Raw genomic sequence first — 21,107 nt, 5'->3', positions numbered from 1 at the left:
TTACAGAAGAGAGCTTTTCTCACCTCACGGGCATCTGGGCGACTATCTATAAATTCTTGTAGTTCTGCGATGGCTACGCCCGCCGCAGGCATCGCAGGTTGTAGATGCTGATCTATCATTGTTTGTTCTTAGACAGATATATTCCTCCGTATTATCTCGTACACTTTTTCAGAAATCAAATATGATTCCTATAGATATGTATGTATGCCTGCTAAAGATGTTTTTCATGAAGTTGTCAAAACAGCTTTAGAGAAAAACGGCTGGCAATTACTAATGATCCACTCACAATTAGCGTGGGAGGAGTTAATCTTTCTATTGATTTAGCCGCCCAAAAGCTGATTGCCGCAGAACGCCAAGGACAAAAAATTGCAGTCGAAGTTAAAAGTTTTTTAAAGCAGTCATCTGCTATTTCAGAATTTCATACCGCATTAGGACAGTTTATTAACTACAGAGGCGCATTGAGAAGGTTACAACCGGAGCGGGTTTTATATTTAGCGGTACCTTTAACAACTTACAAAACATTTTTTCAACTTGATTTTCCTAAAGATATGGTGGCAGAAAATCAAGTTAAGCTGCTGATTTATAGGTCTTTTCTTAACATTCAAGACTTCTGCACTATACGTTAAGTATTAGGACAAATTCTTGCCAAATTGCCATACAGCAGTAAAATATTGAACGGTTCAACTCAAAGAAGCGATCGCTTGAATGCCTCCATCTTCCTCACAGTTCTCTAATATTGATCCTGACGCTAAAGCACCCTCCTTGAGGCGACTGCGCCATCTAAGCCGCGTACTGGATAAAGCCATCACTATTCCTGGCACAGAAATTAGTGTAGGTTTAGATCCACTGTTGGGGCTACTACCTGTTGGCGGTGATGTTTTAACCTTGCTCTTTTCTGGCTACATCATCTTAGAAGCCGCAAAACTAGGTGCGTCTAAAGCTACCTTAGGTAGAATGATTTTGAATATAATTATTGATAGTTTGATAGGCAGTTTCCCTGTAGCAGGAGACTTGTTTGATTTTACTTGGAAATCAAATGAGTATAATATCAAGCTCCTAGAAGAACACTTGAAAATTCCCCACAATACACAAAAAGTAGACACTTGGTTTGTGTTAGCTGTTTTATTTGGCTTATTATTAATAGGCATTGTTTTAATCACAATACCAGTATTATTAATTAGCGCTCTCTGGCGATTATTAACTGGTGGTTAAATATTAAATTAATAAAAGAATGAAAGATTGGTGGCAAGCGACTTTTCCCAAAGGTCAACAGAATTTAATTATTACTGATGCTCAAGGATATCCTGTACAAATTGCTTATGGTGAAAAAGGTACAGGTAAGCCCTTAATTTTAATGCACGGCATGGGTAGCTGGAGCTATAATTGGCGTTACAGCATTGAACCACTATCAAAATATTTTCGAGTTATTTGTTTTGATGCTAAAGGCTTTGGATTTTCCGAAAAACCGTGCTTGCGTCGAGAACATGATGGACATCAAGTTATTGAACTAGAGCGGATTATTCAAGAATTATGTGATCAACCTGCTGTGCTTGTGGCAGAGTCTTTAGGCGGATTAGTTGCTTTAGCCCTAGCGCAAGAAAAGCCTGAATTAATAGCGCGGTTAGTAGTAGTTAATGTCCCCATTTTTGCCGAACGATTACCCCATTGGGCAATGTCAATATTGGCTCAAACACCAATAGAAGTTTTACAAACAATAGATTCTTTGCGTTTAGCTGCTTTCGTCGCACCCCTAGTCAGAGAAATTATGGCGATCGAACGACGCAGAGTGCTATTTGATCCATCAATTTTGTCCCAGAAAGATGTGTATTGGATAACTTATCCCTTCATTGAAATTCCCGGTACTTTGGTGAAAATCGCCGAAGATTTACAACTAGCTGCGCGGGAAATTGAAAACTTGCAAGGCAATAAACCCAACATGCTCAGTAGAATTCAAAACAAGCTATCTAATATTGAGTGTCCTACACTCATTTTATGGGGTGATAAAGATAGTTGGTTCCCTGCTAGTCATGGCGAAAAACTACATCAATGTATTGCCAATTCCAAATTTAAAATTTTGTCTAACTGCTATCATGATGCTTCTACTGGTTCAGCAAAAGTTATCAATGCAGCTATTTTGGAGTTTTTAGCAGAAACAAATTTCGTTTAATTAATCATACCTCCGCTAATTTACGAGGCTTGAGAATGGAGTTGAATAGAGTGAATACGACCTAAATCTATGGGCTGATGAAATATATTTAAGGATACGAGAAGTGATCATGTCACAGACACAGGAGCTAGCCAGGATTTCTCACAAACAATAAAAAATCAATTTATATGACCTGATAAAAGATATTTTTTTGATACATCATGAATTTAAATTTACGTTGTGTAAGAGATTAAGTATAAAATTATTCTGCAAAAGGTCTACTATTTATGGTGAGACTGTGTATGGCTTGTGCATTGACTATATCCAAATTCCACCCCCACATTCAAACATGTGTAGAGATAACTGCTGGGAAAGCGCTTTACACACTTCGACTCCTCGAACACTATTAGCGCGCATATCTAATGGTGGCGAAAATACGCCAATACCCATTTGATTAGGTACAACAGCGATAATTCCGCCACAAACGCCACTTTTAGCAGGAATACCTACTGTATATGCCCATTCGCCAGCAAAGTTGTACATTCCACAGGTGTACATGACGCTGAGAATATCCTTTATATATTGATGGTCTACAGCTTGTTCGCCTGTGATGGGGTTAATTCCTTTGTTTGCCAGTGTCGCCGCCATCACAGCTAAGTCGTGGCAATTCACTATGACAGCACACTGCTTAAAATAAAGGTCTAATGCTTCTTCAATATTTTGGTCTATCATGCCAAAGTTCAGCATCAGGTGTGCCATTGCGCGGTTGCGATGTCCGGTGCTGCGTTCGGAGGTAAATACAGATATATCGACAAATACGTCGTGGCCGGTGTAGCGGCGAAACATATCTAGGACGCGGTTGAGACGTTCGGTTGCACCAATTCCTTTGATTAAGCTGGTGGTGGCGATCGCTCCGGCGTTTACCATTGGGTTATAGGGTCGCTTTGAGCGCTCATCTAAAATAATTGAGTTGAATGCTTCTCCTGTCGGTTCTACGCCAACTCTTGTCAACACATAATCTCGTCCGTGATCTTCTAGCGCCAGTCCGTAAGCAAAGACTTTAGAAATTGACTGGATAGTAAATAGCTGTTGATAATCTCCAACTTCGTAAACTTGACCATCGACGGTAACAATGCAAATGCTGAATAAGTTCGGGTTTACCTTTGCTAATTCTGGAATATAATTTGCGACTGTACCCTCTTGCAGAGACTTGTACTTAGAGTACAAATCTTGGATAACAGATAACAATGATGATGAAACTATTTCTAAATCTCCTGTATTTGCTTGTTTTGCCATGAAGTTGATAGTTTCTTTTAGAAAATCATGATTGATTAACTCTTTTGGGTATTAAAAGCAGGTAGTAACTTTTGCTACATTACTGAATTCATGAATATATACTTACAGGTATTTTTTAATTTTCTCATTCTTATTTTCCTTTTAATTGGGAAAAATATTAGTTACAAAAGCACCTAATTTTTTACTGCTCTCTGCTAATATTACTGGTAATTTGAATTACATTTTTTGCTTTATAATTCAGCATATTTCCAAGTAGTATTAAACTACATTTGTTTGATGGAAATATCAATTATTTTAGGTAATAAAAGATATATTTTGACCATAACTGTTGCTAGGATTAGCTTTTATAAAATTAAAAAGATTATCTAAACTTTAACAATATTAGGATTTACAACGGGTTTTTCCTTCTTTATATCAAAAAGTTATCATTATTATTTTAAAAAATTATATGTTGTGTAATACACAACTTTTCTGAGGAAAGTAGCAGGTAAATTCAGTAACTTTTCTCGAAATTTAATCTGAGAAAGATGTAAAGTTTTAATAAGAAATCTGCTAGTGGTCGAAAAAAACGCTACATCCCTACAATCCGCATTTGAACAAGGTTTGGCTCTTTTGATTGGCATTTTAATTTAATAAATTGAGGTTTTATTACGCTAAAACCCTGATCCCCAAGTCCAAAAGTTCGTGTTAGTCTGTTGCAGTTAAGAAAAAAAAGTGAAAGCGGAACGAGTTCGATTTTAAGGAAAACCTTTGCTCTTTGTGGCATTAAATTCCGTTAATTAAAAAAACTACTGTTCTACAGTCGCTTGAAAATTGGACGCATGAATCAAAGACATTTGTGGACTATTGTCGCCTTGTTTGCGACTCTTTCGGGGATTCCCTCAGTTGGTCATACTCAAACTACCAAGGAAGCTCAACCAGTTTCCCAAAAATTGCCGAGTGGTGATGTGGTTAAGGTAGGTGAGTTTCAATCCCCAACAGAGAAACAGAACTCGGATGCTGTGATTACAAGCATTCATTCTCACAGTATTGGAGGTCGTCAAGCGGCAACCCTATACATCCGAAATATACCAGTACTCACCTTTGTGAGTTCTAAGGCAGTTGCGAGTGTTGAAACAAAACAAGGTGTTATTGGAGAAGCAGAGGGCGTGCAATCGTACGCCCTTATTGCTGGCAATTCAACTAAGGTGGCAAGTACTGGCAATGTAGTAAGTACCGGAAACCAAATCGGCTTACTAGACAATGATCCCGTGCAGAAAGCTGGTGTGATGGCAGCCAAAATCAACCAGTTGATTCAAGACAATGTTGATGCGGAGCAGATTACTGTCAGTTGGAAAGAAGAGAGCAAAACTGCCAATCAAGCCCAAGATAAAAGCTCTTCTGCACAGCAACAACCAAGCGATCGCTATACAATCAAAATCAAGAACCAAGAATTGGTGGAAATCAACGAGAATACCCGCCTAGCAGACACCACCAAAAACCTGGCACAAGACGCATTACAAGCAACCAACCGCCTACGCAGACTCATTGGTAACGCAGAGCCCATCGACAAAATTGCGAATTTACCAGTGCGATCGCCATTATCAATTCCAAAACTCCCACAACAGATTGCTGTTGGTAACGTCAAACTCAGCTTTAGAGGCATAGCTTCCTATTACGGCTATGACTGGGCTGGCAATAAAACAGCTAGTGGTCAGAGATTTAATCCTGAAGCCATGACTGCGGCTCATCGTAGCTTACCTTTTGGTACACAAGTTCGTGTCACCAACACCCGCAATGGTCGTTCTGTAGTTGTACGCATTAATGACCGCGGCCCATACATTCGGGGTCGAGTCATCGACTTGTCTTCCGGTGCAGCACGAGTTATCGGCATGATGGGTAGTGGTATTGCACCAGTGCATATTGAAGTCCTCGGTCGATAATTTTTGGGGATAGAGAAGAGGAAACGGAGCTAGGGTAAATGATCTCCTTCCCTGCTCCTCCGCTCCCTGCTACCTTGCTTATTTCTCAATCCTTAATTCCCCTAGTTCTAGAATCTATTCCCCCAATTTCAGATATAAACTAACGGGGGAGGGTTAGAAGAACTAGGGGTATTTTGTGCGCCTGCTGACAACAGTCGCAGCTTTACGCTGCTATTTAAATAAACTTCGCTCGGAAAGCCAGTCAACAATTCTAGATGATCTGGTCGCATGTGAAACGAGCAGTTGGGAGCAGACAGCAGTCGGTCTGGTTCCGACAATGGGAGGTTTGCATCAAGGTCATCTCAGCCTAATTAAACGAGCTAGACAAGAAAATTCGACGGTGATTGTCAGTATTTTTGTCAATCCCCTACAATTTGGGCCTAAGGAGGATTATGCACGCTACCCTCGGACTTTAGAGCAAGACCAAAAATTATGTGAAGATGCTGCGGTCGATGTGATTTTTGCTCCGACTCCGGAAGCAATGGGAGTACCCCAGAAAAATATACAAGAATCTCTGGTGACACAAGTAATCCCGCCATCTGCTATGATGTCAGGTTTGTGTGGTCGTTCTCGGTTAGGTCACTTTCAGGGTGTAGCGACGATTGTTACCAAACTTTTGAACTTGGTACAACCTAATCGAGCCTACTTTGGTCAAAAGGATGGTCAGCAACTGGCGATTATTAAACGACTAGTGGCTGATTTAAATTTGCCAGTAGAAATTGTGGCTTGTCCCACAGTTCGGGAAGCGTCGGGTTTGGCCTTGAGTTCTCGCAATCAATACTTGACTGCTGAGGAAAAAGATCAAGCAGGAGTTTTGTACCGCGGATTACAGCAAGCTGAAGCTGCATTTAAATCTGGCGTGCGTCACAGCAGCCAACTGATAGCAGTGGTACAGCAAGAAGTGGCTAGGGTTAGTACTGTTTTAGTGGAATATATTGAATTGGTTGAACCGACTACTTTAATGTCATTAGAAAAAGTTGAGGAGGAAGGAATGCTGGCGATCGCAGCTCGTCTTGGTTCTACACGTTTGATTGATAATATCATCTTGCGCGATCGCCAACCCGTCATCGCTATTGATGGGCCAGCCGGAGCCGGAAAATCTACGGTAGCTCGTCAGGTAGCGGCGGAATTAGGACTAGTTTATTTAGATACGGGAGCAATGTATCGGGCGATTACTTGGCTAGTGTTACAAAAAGGGATTGCCATTGACGATGAATGTGCGATCGCCGAATTAGCCAACACATGTAAAATTGAACTAACTCCCAGCCAAGATTTAAAATCTCCCGTACGAGTTTGGATTGATGATGTTGATGTTACCCAGGAAATTCGCACCGTTGAGGTGACATCTAAAGTATCAGCGATCGCAGCCCAAAGCGCCGTGCGTCAGAAATTAGTCAAACAACAGCAACACTGGGGTAAAAAAGGTGGTTTAGTTGCCGAAGGACGGGACATTGGTAGCCACGTTTTCCCTGATGCTGAAGTAAAAATCTTTTTAACCGCTTCTGTCAGTGAACGCGCTCGCCGCCGCCAGCAAGACTTTCAAAAACAAGGTCAACCTGAGGTTAGTTTAGAGCAACTAGAACGGGACATAGCAGAACGTGACTGGAAAGATAGCACTCGTAAGGTTTCTCCCTTACAAAAAGCCGCAGATGCGATGGAACTTACAACTGATGGCATGAACGCATCTGAAGTTGCTGCACAAATTATTAGTTGCTACCATCAATACTTATCTCAGTGGTAATCATAGCAAAACTCGTACCCCTCACACCCAATCTCAACAAATAACCTTGGTGCGTAAGTCCTAATTACCTGTGTTATGAGATTTAAATTTAAAGACTAGATTTAACAGTTGATCCACCGCCTAATCTAGCCGTGGAAATTGATATTACTTCTCGTACCCACCCTCTTATTTATCAAGCGTTAAAAGTGCCAAAACTATGACATTTTGAAAAAGGCATACTAAAAATTAATTTTTTATAAGATGGTAATTATGTAGAGTCGCAGTCAAGTTTAAATTTTTCAAATTTACCTTTGGTTGAAACAATTCTCCAATATCTTGAGAACAGTAAAACCGCAGGTAGAAACTCAACGCTTAAAGCTTTTCGGAGTTGGATAAAACAACATTTATTCAAGTAGGTAAAAAAAATTAATCATGTGATCGTTACAATCACATGTTCGTTTCAACGCTTATGGCGTACTTCAGCTTGCAAACATTTTTAATTAAAAACCTGTGTTGACAAGGCATGTAGATTTTTATACGAAAAAATAAAAATAAAAAAGAGATATGTGACAATTGATTTTTCTAAGAATATACGTAATAAATTATGAATTAGATAGTTGGTGTTACAAGTTACATTAAAAGCAGCAATACTACTTAAAATAGCTTAAACCTCGTTATATAAGGATTTGCAAATTAATAAAGATTGATCACTTTATGATTAAATGTATGATTTACGTAAAATTTCGGTATTAAATAATACTAAAATTACTGTTTATTTGATACTGGTTACGAGTTTTTTCTAATACCGATTACGCAAATATTAAGTTAACCTGAATCACATTGTGGTATCACCCCTATTTACGCAATTTCTCTGATCTAGAGAAATTGGAAGAGTTTTGTGTTTCCGAATGAGTTCAGGATTTTGATCATGCGTAAGCGTAATTATTTTTTGTGTTCCCTGATAGCTTCAGCCGCATTTTCGGCGCAACCATTATCTAGTGCCTTAGCAATTACTCCTATTAACATCACAGTAAAGCAAGGAGCAAGGCAAAAATTTCAAGGCTTAGGATTTAGTTCAACTGTTGCTGGATCTAGAAATTATGGAAATCTAACACAATCGCAAAAAAACACACTGCAAAAATTGGTGTGTAACGATGCCAGATTTAAGATTGCTAGACTATGGTTCAAACCAGATAAATATGCGCCTCAGCCTGGTGTCCAAGATATGTCTGTATTTGTAAATCCTTATGTAAAATCAGGATTTATTTCAGATGCCTTGGCAAACGGGTGTACTACTATGCTGTTAGCTCCTGATAATTTACCAGCGTATATGAAGGCTGAGAATAGCAGTTACATCAAAGATTCTGAAGTCGTTAATTATGCTACTCTTTTGGCAAATTTCATATCTCGAATGAAGCAAGAGTATGGAGTTAAGATTCATGCAACAGGTATATTGAATGAACCCGATAAGAAAATATCAGACGCTCAATGGCTTGTGATGATTAAGGCTTTGCGTCAACAGTTGGATAATCGGAATTTAAAGGACGTAAAAATAGTTACGCCTGAATTGGCGAATGGTGATCATGTAGCTATCAGAGTGATCACAGCCATCAAAAATGACCCTGAAGCATGGAAAGTACTGGCAGCTATTTCCACTCATTCTTACAATATGGCAGCAACGCCTGCGATCGCCAAACTAATTGAGGAAACAAGTAAAGAATATTGGATGACAGAAGCTGGTACTAATGGCCCAGAAGAACCCGGAGATGCTGTAAAAGCTGCTTCTGCTGCTTCCCGCTTTCTCAACGATATGAACAATCGGGTAACTCACTGGATTTGGTTTATCGGACATGCACCATCAGATAGTAAAGATAACTCTACACGGCTGATACGTTACTTTATCAGCCCATTTCGGTATGACGTGTTCCAAAAATATTATTATCTCCAGCAGCTGGCTCAAACCTTTGATGTCGGAGCAGTATTCAGAAAAAGCATTAGTTCTCTTGAGAAAGACATGACATGGACTTACGGTAAAAAACCGCGAATTGTCGTAGCCAGCGCTAAAAACCCTGACGGTTCTTGGGGGATAGGTATCAGTAACTATACTTCTAATACATTTTTCTTTGCTCTTCCTGCTGGTTTTGGTCTTCCAGCAGGTACATTGGTAAGTGATGCACAATCTGGTCGTGCAGCAGAAACTTTTGCCATCACAGTGTTTGTAGAAGAACTAGCTCAAGCTGGGGACATGCAAATGAAGATGTATCGTTCTAACAGTAATGTTAATAATATTTACATTGGCACAACTTTAATGCGTCAAGGAACAGTTATTATTCCTAAGGTAGGAAGTTTGGATCTCATTACTCTTCGCAGTCAATAATTAAAGCGATCGCAGATATAACTTTCAGAAACTAAGTTAGTCAATCATCCACCAAGTTCTGAGTAGAGCAATGCCATTTAATTAATAAAAGCTGTAGCTAGAATATATTCTAGCTATTTTTTTAGAGTTAGGTTCAATTACCCTGAACCAAAAGAAGCCTTTCGACTTAACTCAAGCCCAATTAAATATTTGCCAATATCATTCATTATTGTGATAAGATTTTGTTTGTTGAAATAAAGTATTGTAAAAATTTTATATTATGAGTCAAGTTATATTAGAGAACAAATCTGTTAAGCAAAATACTCTGACTCCTGAAAATGAATTATTAATTTGCTGTTCTCGTACTTTTATAGATGAAAAAAATGCTATAAAAATCAAAAAATTGTTACAAGAGCAAATTAATTGGCAATTTTTACTTGAAATCGCTGCTTATCACAAGGTTCTACCATTGTTATTTTTAAATATTAGTAAATTTGGTTCACAATCGATTCCTATAAATATTTTAAATTCACTACGAGAATATTATTATTTGAATACTCAACGTAGTCTATTAATGGCTAGTAAACTTGTCAATATATTAAATATTTTTGATGAAAATGGAATTCCTGTCATCCCTTTTAAAGGGCCTATCTTAGCTGCTACAGCTTACGGAGATGTATCACGCCGCTCTTTTGGCGATTTGGATCTTCTTGTTCACCCAAAAAACTTTATTAAAACCAAACAGATATTGATTGCTAAAGGATTTGAGCCATACGCCGATAGTAATGAACAAGAAGCAGCTTATCTTAAATCCTTAGATGAGAAAGAACAGGAAGCTTATCTACATCGTCATTGGGAGCTACATTTAACTAATCCTAGTGAACAAGTTACTTTAGATGTTCATCAAAGTATCTTATCAAAGGAATTTTCATTCGTATCCAATTCAGAATGGATATGGGAAGATACTAAACTTATACCTTTTGTTGATAAACAAATACTCAGCTTTTCTGCGGAAAATCTTATCATTATTCTCTGTTCACAAGGAGGAAAAGATTGTTGGTTATGGCTGAATAGAATTTGTGATTTGGCTGAGGTAATACGTACCCATCCTAATGTGAATTGGGAAAAAATTTGGCAGCTTGCTACTAAGCTAAGAATGACACGAATCCTGCTACTAGGACTTTCACTAGCTCATCATGTCTTAGATGCTCAACTTCCTGAATTAATGTTACAAAAGATAGAAGCTAACTCAATAGTTAAAGCTCTTTCCTCTGAAATCGTTACACAACTTACTTGTACAGCTAAAGATTCCACAGATTCCACAACACAGAGTCAATTCAAATTTGCCCTCTTTCATTTAAAATTAATAGAACATCCTTGGGATAAGATAGTGTATTGCTATGAACATATAATTGTTCCAACGATCGCAGATAAAAGTTTTATCCGTTTACCCAAATTTTTATCATTTTTATACTATTTTATCCGACCACTCCGATTGATTGCCAGTTTTTTAATAAAAACTAAAACAATATAAATAATATTAAGAAATCATAATGAATCTGTAATACTTATTATTTTTTTATCTAAAAATGCTGTAATTTTACATTTATTATGCGATTTTTAGTTATACATTAACACTTTGAATAACATTTTTATAAATATCCATTAATTGCTTGTAGTTTACTACTGAAGTGTATTTAGTTTCATAAATAAACCGAGCATTATTGCCGAAATTATTCATAACTTCAGGATGATTAATTGCCCAAAGTATTTTAGCAGCTAAATCTTGGGAATTTCCGGCTTTAAAATGTAATCCACTCACTTGATCTTCAACAATCTCTGCCATACTACCCAACTGGGAAACTAGTACGGGTAAACTAGATGCAAATGCTTCGATGATTGTTAATGGAAAACCTTCATACCAAATTGAAGGAAAGATTAAAAATTTGGCATTCTTCATTAATGCCATCACTATTGATTTATCTTGATATCCTAAAAATTCAATTAAATTTGCATAGCCTGCTTGTTGAACTTTCTTCTGTAATACTTGACGTAGCGGGCCATCACCGACAATTTTTAAGGGTATAGATATATTATTATCAATATAAGCATCAATCAGAACAGAAACTCCCTTTTCTTCTGATAGCCTGCCAACGAATAGCAAATAGCCGCCGCGCTGACTATTGAACTCTGTAGTATTTGTATGAAAAACGAAATTCGGTTTGATATAAATTTTTTCTGCTGGTAGTCCAGCTTGAATCATTTTTTCTTTGTGAAATTGTGTCAAAACAATATAAGCATCTACTCTTTGATGCCAAGTACCTCTTAATCTATGCCATGTAATCATTGCAGCTACAATAGAACTTTGAAGTTGGGAGTTGCGATAACATCCATGCACGATACTAGACAACGGTATTAATGTGCCAATACAATCTTCACAAATTTTGCTATCTCGAAATGGCATTGCTTTAGGACAAGCAAGACGATAATTATGCAGCGTTTGAACAACTGGGACTCCGGCACTATAACAAGCATCATACACAGCAGGAGACAGTAAAGGGAAAAAATTATGTACATGGACTAATTCAGGAGAAAAACGCATAATTTCTGCTTGAACTCGCTGTTTAGAAGCAAACGAATATATTGCTCCCCCAGCCGCTGCGATTGTATCCCAAATATTTACTATGCTAAGATTAGTTTCTTCCAATACAATTACATTATGCCCATTAGTTTCTAACAGTTTTTTTTCTGCCTCAACTACTCTATCTTCACCTCCGGCTAATCGATAACGATTATGTAAAATTAACAGTTTCATGCTTGTTTCTTTAAACTAGTGGATATGAATAAATATTGTTCAATTAATGATTGATGGGTTGATGTCAGCACTTAGAATTGAACTTTATTCAATATATAAATAATTTAGAAAGCAGGCAATGGACGTTAAGTAGGGTCTAATAATTTATCACTTTCAAATAACATTGAGATAGGAATAACCCTTTAAGTTCCCAACTAAAAATATCTCTTACTCTCTTTTTTCCAGCTTCACCCATATTTAATCTCAATTTTGGATCTTTAGCTAAATACATCATTGCTTTAGCAATATCATGTACTGCTTTTTCAGGTGTAGTTGCTGGGATTTTGAAGCCAGTTTCCTCAGTAACCTGAACTGCTGGGCCGCCTAAATCCAAGCAAATTACTGGTAAACTTGCGGACATTGCTTCTAAACATACTAGTCCTCCTGAGTCATGTAAGCTCGGATGAATTAATGCGTGTGAGTTTCTGATTTTACTTAAAGTCTTGTTACGAGACAAACTACCCCAAAATTTTACTTGTTTATTAATGCCTAGTTCTTGGGTTATCTTTTCCAGACGTTTCCGCTCAATTCCTTCTCCAACAACCCAATACTCAGAATTAGATATATTTGCTTGTGCAAATGCGGCTAGTCCCAGATGAAATCCTTTCCAATGCAGCAATCTACCCACACTGATAAACCTGATAAGAGATTGATCAAGTAGAGAGCCATGTTCAAAACTAACCAATTCTTCTTGAGATATACCAAGCTGAGAATACACTTGAACATTTTTTGCTCCCAAGTGATACAGTCTTTTAGCTGTATCCTCTGTTGTAGCCCAAGCTAGAACGCTGCGTCGTGCGGTTAGGCGGACAAAAGGATCGCACTCTCCGACTAAGCGAGCTAGATTTCTCAAAAACTCATATATTTTGCTGTGTAGACTCAAACTTTGCCAAAAGTTTTTAGGAGTTAATTCTCCTCCTCCAACTGGCCCCCAGATAAAAGGAATTGGTAAGAAACAAAGAAAACTTGGGCTTGTGTATTTAACATAAGTTACATGATGCGAAATGTTAAAGCAGATTTCGTTATGGAGCGATCGACTGATAAAGTAAGCCTTAATTTGCCATAGGTAGTAGTGAATATATACCCACTTTTGTGTTTGTTTTCCTTGCTGACTCCAATCTATAATCAAACCAAAAGGATCTAAATAGATAAAGTTGAGGTTTGGTTGTGGGTTCCGTACTAATTCGGCTTCAATGGCTAGACGGTGACAGTTGGATGTCAAAACCCAAATTTGATGATATTTGCTCAGTTCTTGGACAACATTCCAACCTACTCCTGGCTCAGAACCTTGAGCTGGTTCACAGGCGTATGCAGAAATCAGAATTTTCATAATAATTAAATTTTATAGATTATTTGTTTAGTATTAATAGCTTTAAAAAAAGTAATATCTATTAATATCGCACTGATACATTTAATTAAAATCATTTAAGCATTACATCTGATTCTAAAGATTCAATCTCTGTATCAAAAATTTGTGGATAACGTTTGTATATTTGCATTGCTGCTAAACCAACACCATACATTGTCCATAGCCAAATACCACCTGTAGGGCCTTCAATAATCACTTCAAAGGTTGTGACAGTCATACTAGCTACCCAGTAAGCAAGCAAAGTTAAAAATACACCAGCCCACTTTGTTTGTCCTTTTCTTCTACACTGCAAATATTTGGCTAGTATGCTCCCAGCCCAGCTTAGTTGAACTAGTAGCCAAAGAACAAAACCAGGAACGCCAGCGCGGGACAGGACGGTTACATGGCCATTGTGTGGACTACGTACAACGCCACCACCCACTGGGTCAAAACCAGTACCAGCACCTAAATTGAAACCAAATCCTCGACCAGTCCAAAAATAATCTGAAAAAGTAGTGTTAATTAGATAAGTCCACCATTCTAAACGATACTCCTTTGAACCTTGGCTTTTATTGTTATCAATAAAAATACTTAAAACTTTGTTGATTAACGGTTCAAATATGTTTGGATTGATGATTAGAGTCAATACAACAATCAAAATTATAATTGTTACTATGCGCCAAATTTTACTACTTTTATACTTAGCTAGGCTAATTATAGAAAAAGCATTGAGAAAAGCTAGAGTTCCTGCTCGATTTGCATTTAGAGCAACCACCCCTAAGTTGACAAGAAACATGAAAGTAAATAATAATGGTTGTAATTGTAGCAAATTAGAGCCAATAAAAAAGGCAGTAATTCCAGATAGATGAGTCATAGCATCTGCTGGTTTGAGAGTAATAATTCTAACTCCACCAGCACCTGGCAAAGCAGGTAATGGGATGAATCTTGCTATCAACCATAAAAATGGAATCAGAATAATAAAAATTCTACAAAAGCGTTCATACTGAGCAACCATGAATAAAAAGCGCTTTGGTTTACCAAGTAGTAAGGTTGCAACTATCAGAGCAAAAAAACCGTAGTACCACAATGCTGCGTCACGTATAGAGTCTAAGCCATATATTGAAAAGTAAGGTATGGTATTGAGGAAACACCACACCATGAATGTGATTAAAAACCAAGCATGAGGTAGTTTAAGAAGTTTTGGAATTGACTTGTTTATACTTAGAGTGAACAATCCAAAAAGAAGAGTAATTTCCCCAATATAAGCAGGAGCAACTCCTAAGTAAGAAAATCCTCTGCCAAAAAGAGCATATCCTAAAAGCACCCAACTATGCCAGTTGAGAAACTTATCGGCTAGGGCAGATTTTCCTGTATCACTTTTAAGATAAATACTTGTATTATCCAGCATAGGTTGCTTTAGCCATTACTTGTGTATATTCAGGAATTAAAACTATTTAAATGAAGACATTGACTGTACAAATATATTATTAAATACAATATAGAATTTATTTTAAAATAAATTTTAGGAAAAATTAAATCAATCAAATTTTTAACAGACTTCCATTAGAAGCTAAGTCATAAATTGCCATCATCCGATAATAGTTCTGTTGTGCTGTGTACTTAGCTTCAAATTCCGCCCTAGCTTCTCGGCGCATTTGAGCCAATAAATCTTGATTAGCTACGGCCAACTGTACCTTGGTAGCTAAATCTTCTGAGTTTCCGGGCGAGAAAAGCAACCCTGTACGACCAGAGTCTACCAATTCTGCGATCGCTCCAATATTGGCAGCAATCACCGGAGTTCCTTTAGCAAAGGCTTCAATCGCTACCCTACCAAAAGTTTCATACCATTTGGAGGGAAAAACTAAAAACATGGCTTCTCCCATCAATTTATGTACTTCAGACATTGGTCTACGTCCAAGCCATTCTACTTGGGGTAATATTTTTACTGATTCCACTACCTGATCCGCTAGAGGCCCATCCCCGACGATCTTCAAAGGAACTTTACCTTCCAGATATTTCCAAGCAGCAAGTAAAGTATCCAATCCTTTTTCCACAGACAGTCTACCGACAAAGAGAGCATAGCCACCAGAACCGCATCCTACATCGGGAGCAGGATTTACAAAGTTGGGTTTGACTATAATTTTTTCCGCAGGGAAACCTCCTGCAATAAATTTTTGCCTTGCAAACTCTGTCAGAGAAATGTAAACATCTACCATTTCCATCCAAGTACGCATAGCCCGATGTGCAGTTAACATAGTTGCTACTGCGATCGTTGCTGGACGATTTTCTCGATAACAGCCATGTAAGACTCCAGGATAAGGGATAAACTTTCCCATACAATCTTCACAGACTTGCCCATCACGAAAAAACAATCCATTGGGACAAAGGAGACGGTAATTTCGCAGAGTCTGAACAACAGGAACACCCTCTGATTTTGCCGCATAGTAAACAGAAGGAGAAATTAATGGAAAAAAGTTCTGAATATGAACTAAATCAAATTTAGACTGCCTTAGTTTTTGTTTGACTATGTTGTACGATTCTTTAGACCAAATCGTTCTCAAAGCCATCGGTAAGGCTCCAATAGATGCCACCCTGTCATTATGCTCTTGGTAAACATCAACTTCATGGCCCATTTCTCGTAACAGCTTTTCTTCTGCTTCACGAGATTCATCTTCACCACCACGAATTTGATAGTTGTTATGTATAGTTAGGATACGCATTTAAGAAGTTTCTGCTGGAATAGAGAGTGATTTAACAACCTGAGTGTAGTGTCTTAGGTATGAATCACGCTGGGTGAAGCTGAAGACTGCTGACAAGCAAGAATATCTTCATAAAGTTGAACTAAAGACTTAGCTTTAATATCCCATCTGTATAATTCACTAACACGCTTTTGCCCTGCTTGCCCCATTTTGATTCTTAGCTCTGGATCTTGAGCTAGACGAATTATTGCTTCTGCCAAACCTTGTACTGCACCTTCAGGGGTATTACTAGCAATTCTAAAACCAGTTTCTTCCGTGATCTGAAAAGCTGGCCCTCCTAAATTCAAACAGATTACTGGTCTACTGGCTGCCATTGCTTCTATACATACTGTAGGAGAAAAATCATGAAGGCTAGGGTGAATCAAAGCGCAAGATTCTCCTAGTATACGTAATGCTTGTTCACGAGGTATGCTCCCTACAAAACGTACTCGCTCAGAAATTCCCAGTTCCTTAGCTAGTGCTTCTAATCTATTACGTTCTGGCCCATCGCCAACAATCCAGTATTCGCCATGTTCCAAATTAGCTGCTGCAAAAGCGTTCAAACCTAGGTGAAATCCTTTCCAATGCAGTAAACGTCCCATACTAATAAATCTTATGGGAGCTTGGTAGTGGGAAACAGCGTATTGTTCAAGTTGAGCAATATCTTGTCGATTGACACCTGTTTGTCCCAATACTCTCTCAATCCGCTTTGCACCTAAAGCACTTACACAGTCCGCTGTTTCTGATGTGCAAACTATGGCTACAGCACTTTTCTTGGCAGTCATTTTCACAAAGGGGTCGCGCTCACCTATCCAACGGCTCCAGTCCCGCAAACTTTCATAAACTTTGCCACTCCAATGAAAATCACGCCAAAAACTCTTTGGCGCTGCTTCACCACCTCCCAAAGGCCCCCAAACAAAAGGTATCGGCAATAGTGATAGAAAACTCGGAAAACAGTATCTACCGTAAGTTACATGATGTACCAAATCAAAGTTATTTTCCTGATGCAGTTTTCTAGCTAAAAAATATGCCCCAATTTGCCAAAAATAGTAATGAAAATATAGTGCTGTTTGTCCTCTGTTCCACCATCTAGCCCAGGCTGGCAAATCATGATACACAAAGTTCATTCCGAGAACTGAAATCTTGGATATTTCTGCCTCAATACTCTGTTGATTATCCCGGCGTGTAATTACCCATACATTTCCACATTTTTGAGCTAATTCCTGAACCATATTCCAACCAACTCCTGGTTCAGATCCCATTTTTGGTCTACAGGCATAGGCAGAAACTAGTATTTTCATATTTTTCATGGTTTAAGATACTAATGGAATTTTTAAGGCATGTATCGCATTAATGATTTTCGGAAGTTATTTTTCAAAAATTGTACAAATTTCTGTCTTTGATTTAGGTGGTAAAATCCTCTAATTGAATAATCTACTTCTATTTGATGTTGTTTGAACAAATCAACTACAGCAGGTTCTAGCCATTTCCCCTGTACAATCCCAGTTGGATAATAAGGAAAAATATATTTATTTTGACCATTAAAGTAGTCAATGTTTTGGCAAAAAAATGAGTCCTTAATTTTACGCGCTCTGATACTACCCCAGCGCTCAAATTGCCAACCTGTTTCATTTGGTTGCAGATAAAACCTTAGTCTATCCTTTACCCACAAACCAGCTTGCAAACCAATACGATAATTAGCGCGTTGAGGAATTTCCCATAACAAAGGATATTTAGATGATGGTTTATGTGGCCCGAGTCCAAGAGTTTCTCTTAATCGAATATGAGAGTAGCTTTCAGATTCCATGATTTGGAGAAAATTATAGAGTATGCTTGTATTCACATAATCATTGAGAAAATAATCATCCTGTACATAAAGAATGTACTTTGAATTGATCTGCTCCAAACAACTAATTAGGCAATCACTCCAACTAGGTCTTTCACTCGATGAATCATTCACACTAATTTGAGAACATTGTATATTTAACCCAGGATAGCTAAAAACTTTAGTTTCAGTGTTTAATACTATAGGGTGGGGGCAATCAGACCAATATTTAGCAAATAGAGTAAAAAAAGGCTGCCAGCAATCTTCAAAGCTATCTGTGCTATTGACAAGAATAGTCAGATGTGGCTCATTTGTCATATTTATTTCCTCTATTGATTTATTATTAATCTATGTAGTCTAAATAACAATTTTGGCAAAAAATATACTAACATTGGATTAGGAATTTTAATTTTTTTAAAATGTTTTGTGTTTGGAATGCCCATTTACTTAAATACAACCAGGTAAGATGCTTTTTGATATCAATGAAATTAAGTATAATTTCTCAAAAAATAAATCTGTGGTTCCATGTAATTTAAGTTTTTGTGAGAATACACAGCCTTTAAATTTTTTTTTCTAGTACATGCTGATAAATGCTTTCTAAAATTTTGTTTTTTTTAGTACTATCAAAGTTTGCCTCCATATGTTCTCTGGCTTTAATGCTAAAACGCTGCCACTGTTGGGGAGCTTTTAATAATTGTAAAATGTATTCGCCCAAAGCCTCTGAATCTCTTTCCTCTGTTAAAAAGCCTGTTTCTCCATGAATAACTGCTTCTGGAATTCCTGCATGAAAAGTACTGACTACAGGAAGTCCCATAGATTGGGCTTCCACAATTACAGTTGGTAATCCTTCAGAATCTCCTTGAGTTGCGGTGACACTTGGTGCAGCAAGTAAACTAGCGCGATTCATCCAATCTTTGACCACATCAGATGTCTGGAGTCCTAAAAATTGATAGCGATGAAGTAACTTTGCCGCCAGCGCTTCTAGGTCTGCTCGCAAGTTACCATCACCAATAATTACCAATTCCACCTCCGGAAGAATAGCTTGCACTTTAGCCATTGACTTGATTAAATATTCACATCCTTTTTTTTCAGTCAATCGCCCAACAAATAGTACTATTGGTTGGCGATGTACAGAAGGATGGGATTGGAATTTTTTTGTATCCACGCCATAGTAATGTGCCAAAATTTTTGTTTCTGGGAAACCTTGTTCCACAAGCTTTTGTTTAATAAATTCAGAAACAGCAATAAACAAAGTAGACTCTCGCTTGAGAGCTTCTCGGCGTTGCAGGTATACTCTGGTACTAATCGATTCACGTCGTGCATACTCATCCTTCATGGTGGCATCTAGTCCATAGAAGGTAACTATCATGGGGATTTTGAGCTTTCGCACCAAAGGTAAGGCTAAAGTTCCACACACCCCAAAATGAGCATGAACTAAAGCAGGCTCTAATCTTTGTACTTGTTGTGTTAACACAGGTGCTATTCCTGTTAATTTGAACAACGCCTCTTGAGCAGCACCTAGCTTTCCACCATTGTTAACTACCCAAGTACGCTCTGAAGGTAAAGATAATCCTTTTACAAAACGAGAACCTACATAATGAGGTGTAAAAGTTTGCAATCCTTCCCCTTGAGCGCGTATAAATGTCTCAGAAGGGGGAAGAAGGCGACCACAGAAAAAAACTACGTTAGGCTTCGGCATAAACTTTACTTGTAACTAAATTAGTGAACAAGTTTAGGCGATCAACAAATGGAAATACTGTGACATACAAAGTTATAAAGTGAATGTTTTTTCTTTATACAAAAAATATTGAAATAGACAAATATGCGAAGCTATTCAATCAGTTAGTTTCAGCTTGATAGGTTCGATAAAGAATAGCCGATTTAATTTTAAATAATAGTCTGTATCCATCTTGCCCCCAAAATGTTAGCACTAAAGCTTTGAACAAAAATTCTGTTGACCAAGGTAAAAACTTCAATAAAGAGATTGTAATAAAAAAGGCAGTAAATTTATCTCCTATCTCACTTAATTGCCCAACCCGAATTAGCTGAATAATAGATGTTCTAATTCCTATAAATTTATTATACGAATGATATCCAACACGCTGTTTCATAACGGTTCCCCATTTGTTTTTAAATATATTTAATCCTGCTAATTTAGCTGAAAAATTACCTCTAATTTGCTCGTTGTGGAAATATCTAATAATAAGTGGTTTGTCTACAGCTAAAAAATGTTTGTTGGCGGCGGCTAGACTTAACCATAAATCATAATCTTGAAAACTAAGTAGACTTTCATCAAAGCCACCAACTTCCAGTAAAGCAGAGCGTTTAACCATAAATAGTGATGTGGTTGGAGGTAACCAGCCTCTCAATAAATGATCAAAAACATCCCCTTCATGAAGAACTAAGTTTGGTATTTTTTTGCGTTCTTCAACACATTCATAACCAAGACAATAAACAACAGCAGCTTGAGGATCATCACTTGCTTGCAAACGAGCTATCTGTAATTCTAGTTTTTCAGGAAGCCATTCATCATCGCTATCTAAAAATGCTATTAGTTCTGTACATGCTGCTTTGATACCTTGATTGCGTGCATAGCTACCACCATAGTTTTTATCTAAAGGTAAAAATATAATTCGTGGATCTGTAAATCCTTTAACTACTTCTGCGGTGTTATCTGTAGAACCGTCATCAACGATAATCAGTTCAAAATCAGAGAATGTCTGTGCAAGAATACTATAAATTGCTCGTGGTAATAGATGAGATCGGTTAAATGTGGGTATTACAACGGTAACACTAGGTAGACAATTAGTATTGAGATTGTTATGTAAACTCTCCATTTTCTCCTTCTAGCATTTCACGAGAT

The 21,107-nt window shown here is 37.7% G+C and carries 15 protein-coding genes and 1 pseudogene; 7 read left to right on the top strand and 9 right to left on the bottom strand.

Translation table 11 applies throughout. From position 1 onward, the window contains the following. Positions 1 to 204: 204 nt before the first annotated feature. The 3 genes and pseudogenes from IQ259_RS04735 to IQ259_RS04725 all read left to right on the top strand — a co-directional run. Positions 205 to 527 (top strand): annotated as a pseudogene (locus IQ259_RS04735) (element excision factor XisH family protein); the annotation flags it as partial. Positions 528 to 705: 178 nt separating this feature from the next. Continuing rightward, positions 706 to 1,212 carry a DUF4112 domain-containing protein gene (locus tag IQ259_RS04730; RefSeq protein WP_193881579.1) on the top strand — a complete coding sequence of 169 codons (507 nt, stop codon included), beginning with the start codon at positions 706 to 708 and terminating at the stop codon, positions 1,210 to 1,212. Positions 1,213 to 1,231: 19 nt separating this feature from the next. Beyond that, the gene (locus IQ259_RS04725) at positions 1,232 to 2,167 is read left to right on the top strand and encodes an alpha/beta fold hydrolase (protein ID WP_193881576.1); all 936 of its coding nucleotides are present in this window, start codon (positions 1,232 to 1,234) and stop codon (positions 2,165 to 2,167) included. Positions 2,168 to 2,464: 297 nt separating this feature from the next. Here IQ259_RS04725 and glsA read toward each other — a convergent pair whose 3' ends face one another. Then, complete coding sequence (gene glsA, locus IQ259_RS04720; protein WP_193881573.1) at positions 2,465 to 3,442, bottom strand: glutaminase A; 978 nt, start codon at positions 3,440 to 3,442, stop codon at positions 2,465 to 2,467. Between the two features lie 821 nt (positions 3,443 to 4,263). Between glsA and IQ259_RS04715 the strand changes: the two genes are divergently transcribed. The 4 genes from IQ259_RS04715 to IQ259_RS04700 all read left to right on the top strand — a co-directional run bounded on the left by IQ259_RS04715 (position 4,264) and on the right by IQ259_RS04700 (position 11,013). Continuing rightward, entirely contained in the window at positions 4,264 to 5,364 is a 1,101-nt protein-coding gene (locus IQ259_RS04715; RefSeq protein ID WP_193881570.1) for a septal ring lytic transglycosylase RlpA family protein, read from the top strand. 175 nt (positions 5,365 to 5,539) lie between these two features. After that, positions 5,540 to 7,144 (top strand): bifunctional pantoate--beta-alanine ligase/(d)CMP kinase, encoded by a 1,605-nt coding sequence (locus IQ259_RS04710; protein WP_193881567.1) that lies wholly within the window; start codon positions 5,540 to 5,542, stop codon positions 7,142 to 7,144. Between the two features lie 907 nt (positions 7,145 to 8,051). Continuing rightward, positions 8,052 to 9,500 (top strand): hypothetical protein, encoded by a 1,449-nt coding sequence (locus IQ259_RS04705; protein ID WP_193881563.1) that lies wholly within the window; start codon positions 8,052 to 8,054, stop codon positions 9,498 to 9,500. 259 nt (positions 9,501 to 9,759) lie between these two features. After that, on the top strand, positions 9,760 to 11,013 hold the full coding sequence (locus tag IQ259_RS04700; RefSeq protein ID WP_193881560.1) for a nucleotidyltransferase family protein: 1,254 nt from the start codon (positions 9,760 to 9,762) through the stop codon (positions 11,011 to 11,013). A 90-nt stretch (positions 11,014 to 11,103) separates the two neighbouring features. Here the strand turns inward: IQ259_RS04700 and IQ259_RS04695 are convergent, their stop codons facing one another. The 8 genes from IQ259_RS04695 to IQ259_RS04660 form a co-directional block, all read right to left on the bottom strand. After that, positions 11,104 to 12,294 (bottom strand): glycosyltransferase family 4 protein, encoded by a 1,191-nt coding sequence (locus IQ259_RS04695; RefSeq protein WP_193881558.1) that lies wholly within the window; start codon positions 12,292 to 12,294, stop codon positions 11,104 to 11,106. Between the two features lie 136 nt (positions 12,295 to 12,430). After that, positions 12,431 to 13,663 (bottom strand): glycosyltransferase, encoded by a 1,233-nt coding sequence (locus tag IQ259_RS04690; protein ID WP_193881555.1) that lies wholly within the window; start codon positions 13,661 to 13,663, stop codon positions 12,431 to 12,433. A gap of 91 nt (positions 13,664 to 13,754) precedes the next feature. Beyond that, positions 13,755 to 15,089: an O-antigen ligase gene (locus IQ259_RS04685; RefSeq protein WP_193881552.1), complete on the bottom strand. Its 1,335-nt coding sequence runs from the start codon at positions 15,087 to 15,089 to the stop codon at positions 13,755 to 13,757. Between the two features lie 133 nt (positions 15,090 to 15,222). Further along, positions 15,223 to 16,401 carry a glycosyltransferase gene (locus tag IQ259_RS04680; protein WP_193881549.1) on the bottom strand — a complete coding sequence of 393 codons (1,179 nt, stop codon included), beginning with the start codon at positions 16,399 to 16,401 and terminating at the stop codon, positions 15,223 to 15,225. Between the two features lie 53 nt (positions 16,402 to 16,454). Next, positions 16,455 to 17,720 (bottom strand): glycosyltransferase family 4 protein, encoded by a 1,266-nt coding sequence (locus tag IQ259_RS04675; RefSeq protein ID WP_193881546.1) that lies wholly within the window; start codon positions 17,718 to 17,720, stop codon positions 16,455 to 16,457. Between the two features lie 32 nt (positions 17,721 to 17,752). Continuing rightward, positions 17,753 to 18,562 carry a hypothetical protein gene (locus tag IQ259_RS04670; RefSeq protein WP_193881543.1) on the bottom strand — a complete coding sequence of 270 codons (810 nt, stop codon included), beginning with the start codon at positions 18,560 to 18,562 and terminating at the stop codon, positions 17,753 to 17,755. Positions 18,563 to 18,803: 241 nt separating this feature from the next. Continuing rightward, the gene (locus tag IQ259_RS04665; protein WP_193881541.1) at positions 18,804 to 19,943 is read right to left on the bottom strand and encodes a glycosyltransferase; all 1,140 of its coding nucleotides are present in this window, start codon (positions 19,941 to 19,943) and stop codon (positions 18,804 to 18,806) included. A gap of 139 nt (positions 19,944 to 20,082) precedes the next feature. Next, positions 20,083 to 21,081 (bottom strand): glycosyltransferase family A protein, encoded by a 999-nt coding sequence (locus IQ259_RS04660; RefSeq protein WP_193881539.1) that lies wholly within the window; start codon positions 21,079 to 21,081, stop codon positions 20,083 to 20,085. Positions 21,082 to 21,107 lie beyond the last annotated feature (26 nt).

This window comes from Fortiea sp. LEGE XX443 (genome assembly GCF_015206815.1).
In the GTDB taxonomy this organism is placed as follows: Bacteria; Cyanobacteriota; Cyanobacteriia; order Cyanobacteriales; family Nostocaceae; genus Nostoc_B.
Note: the sequence above shows the minus strand (reverse complement) of the source record. Positions and strands in the feature narration are given on the sequence as shown.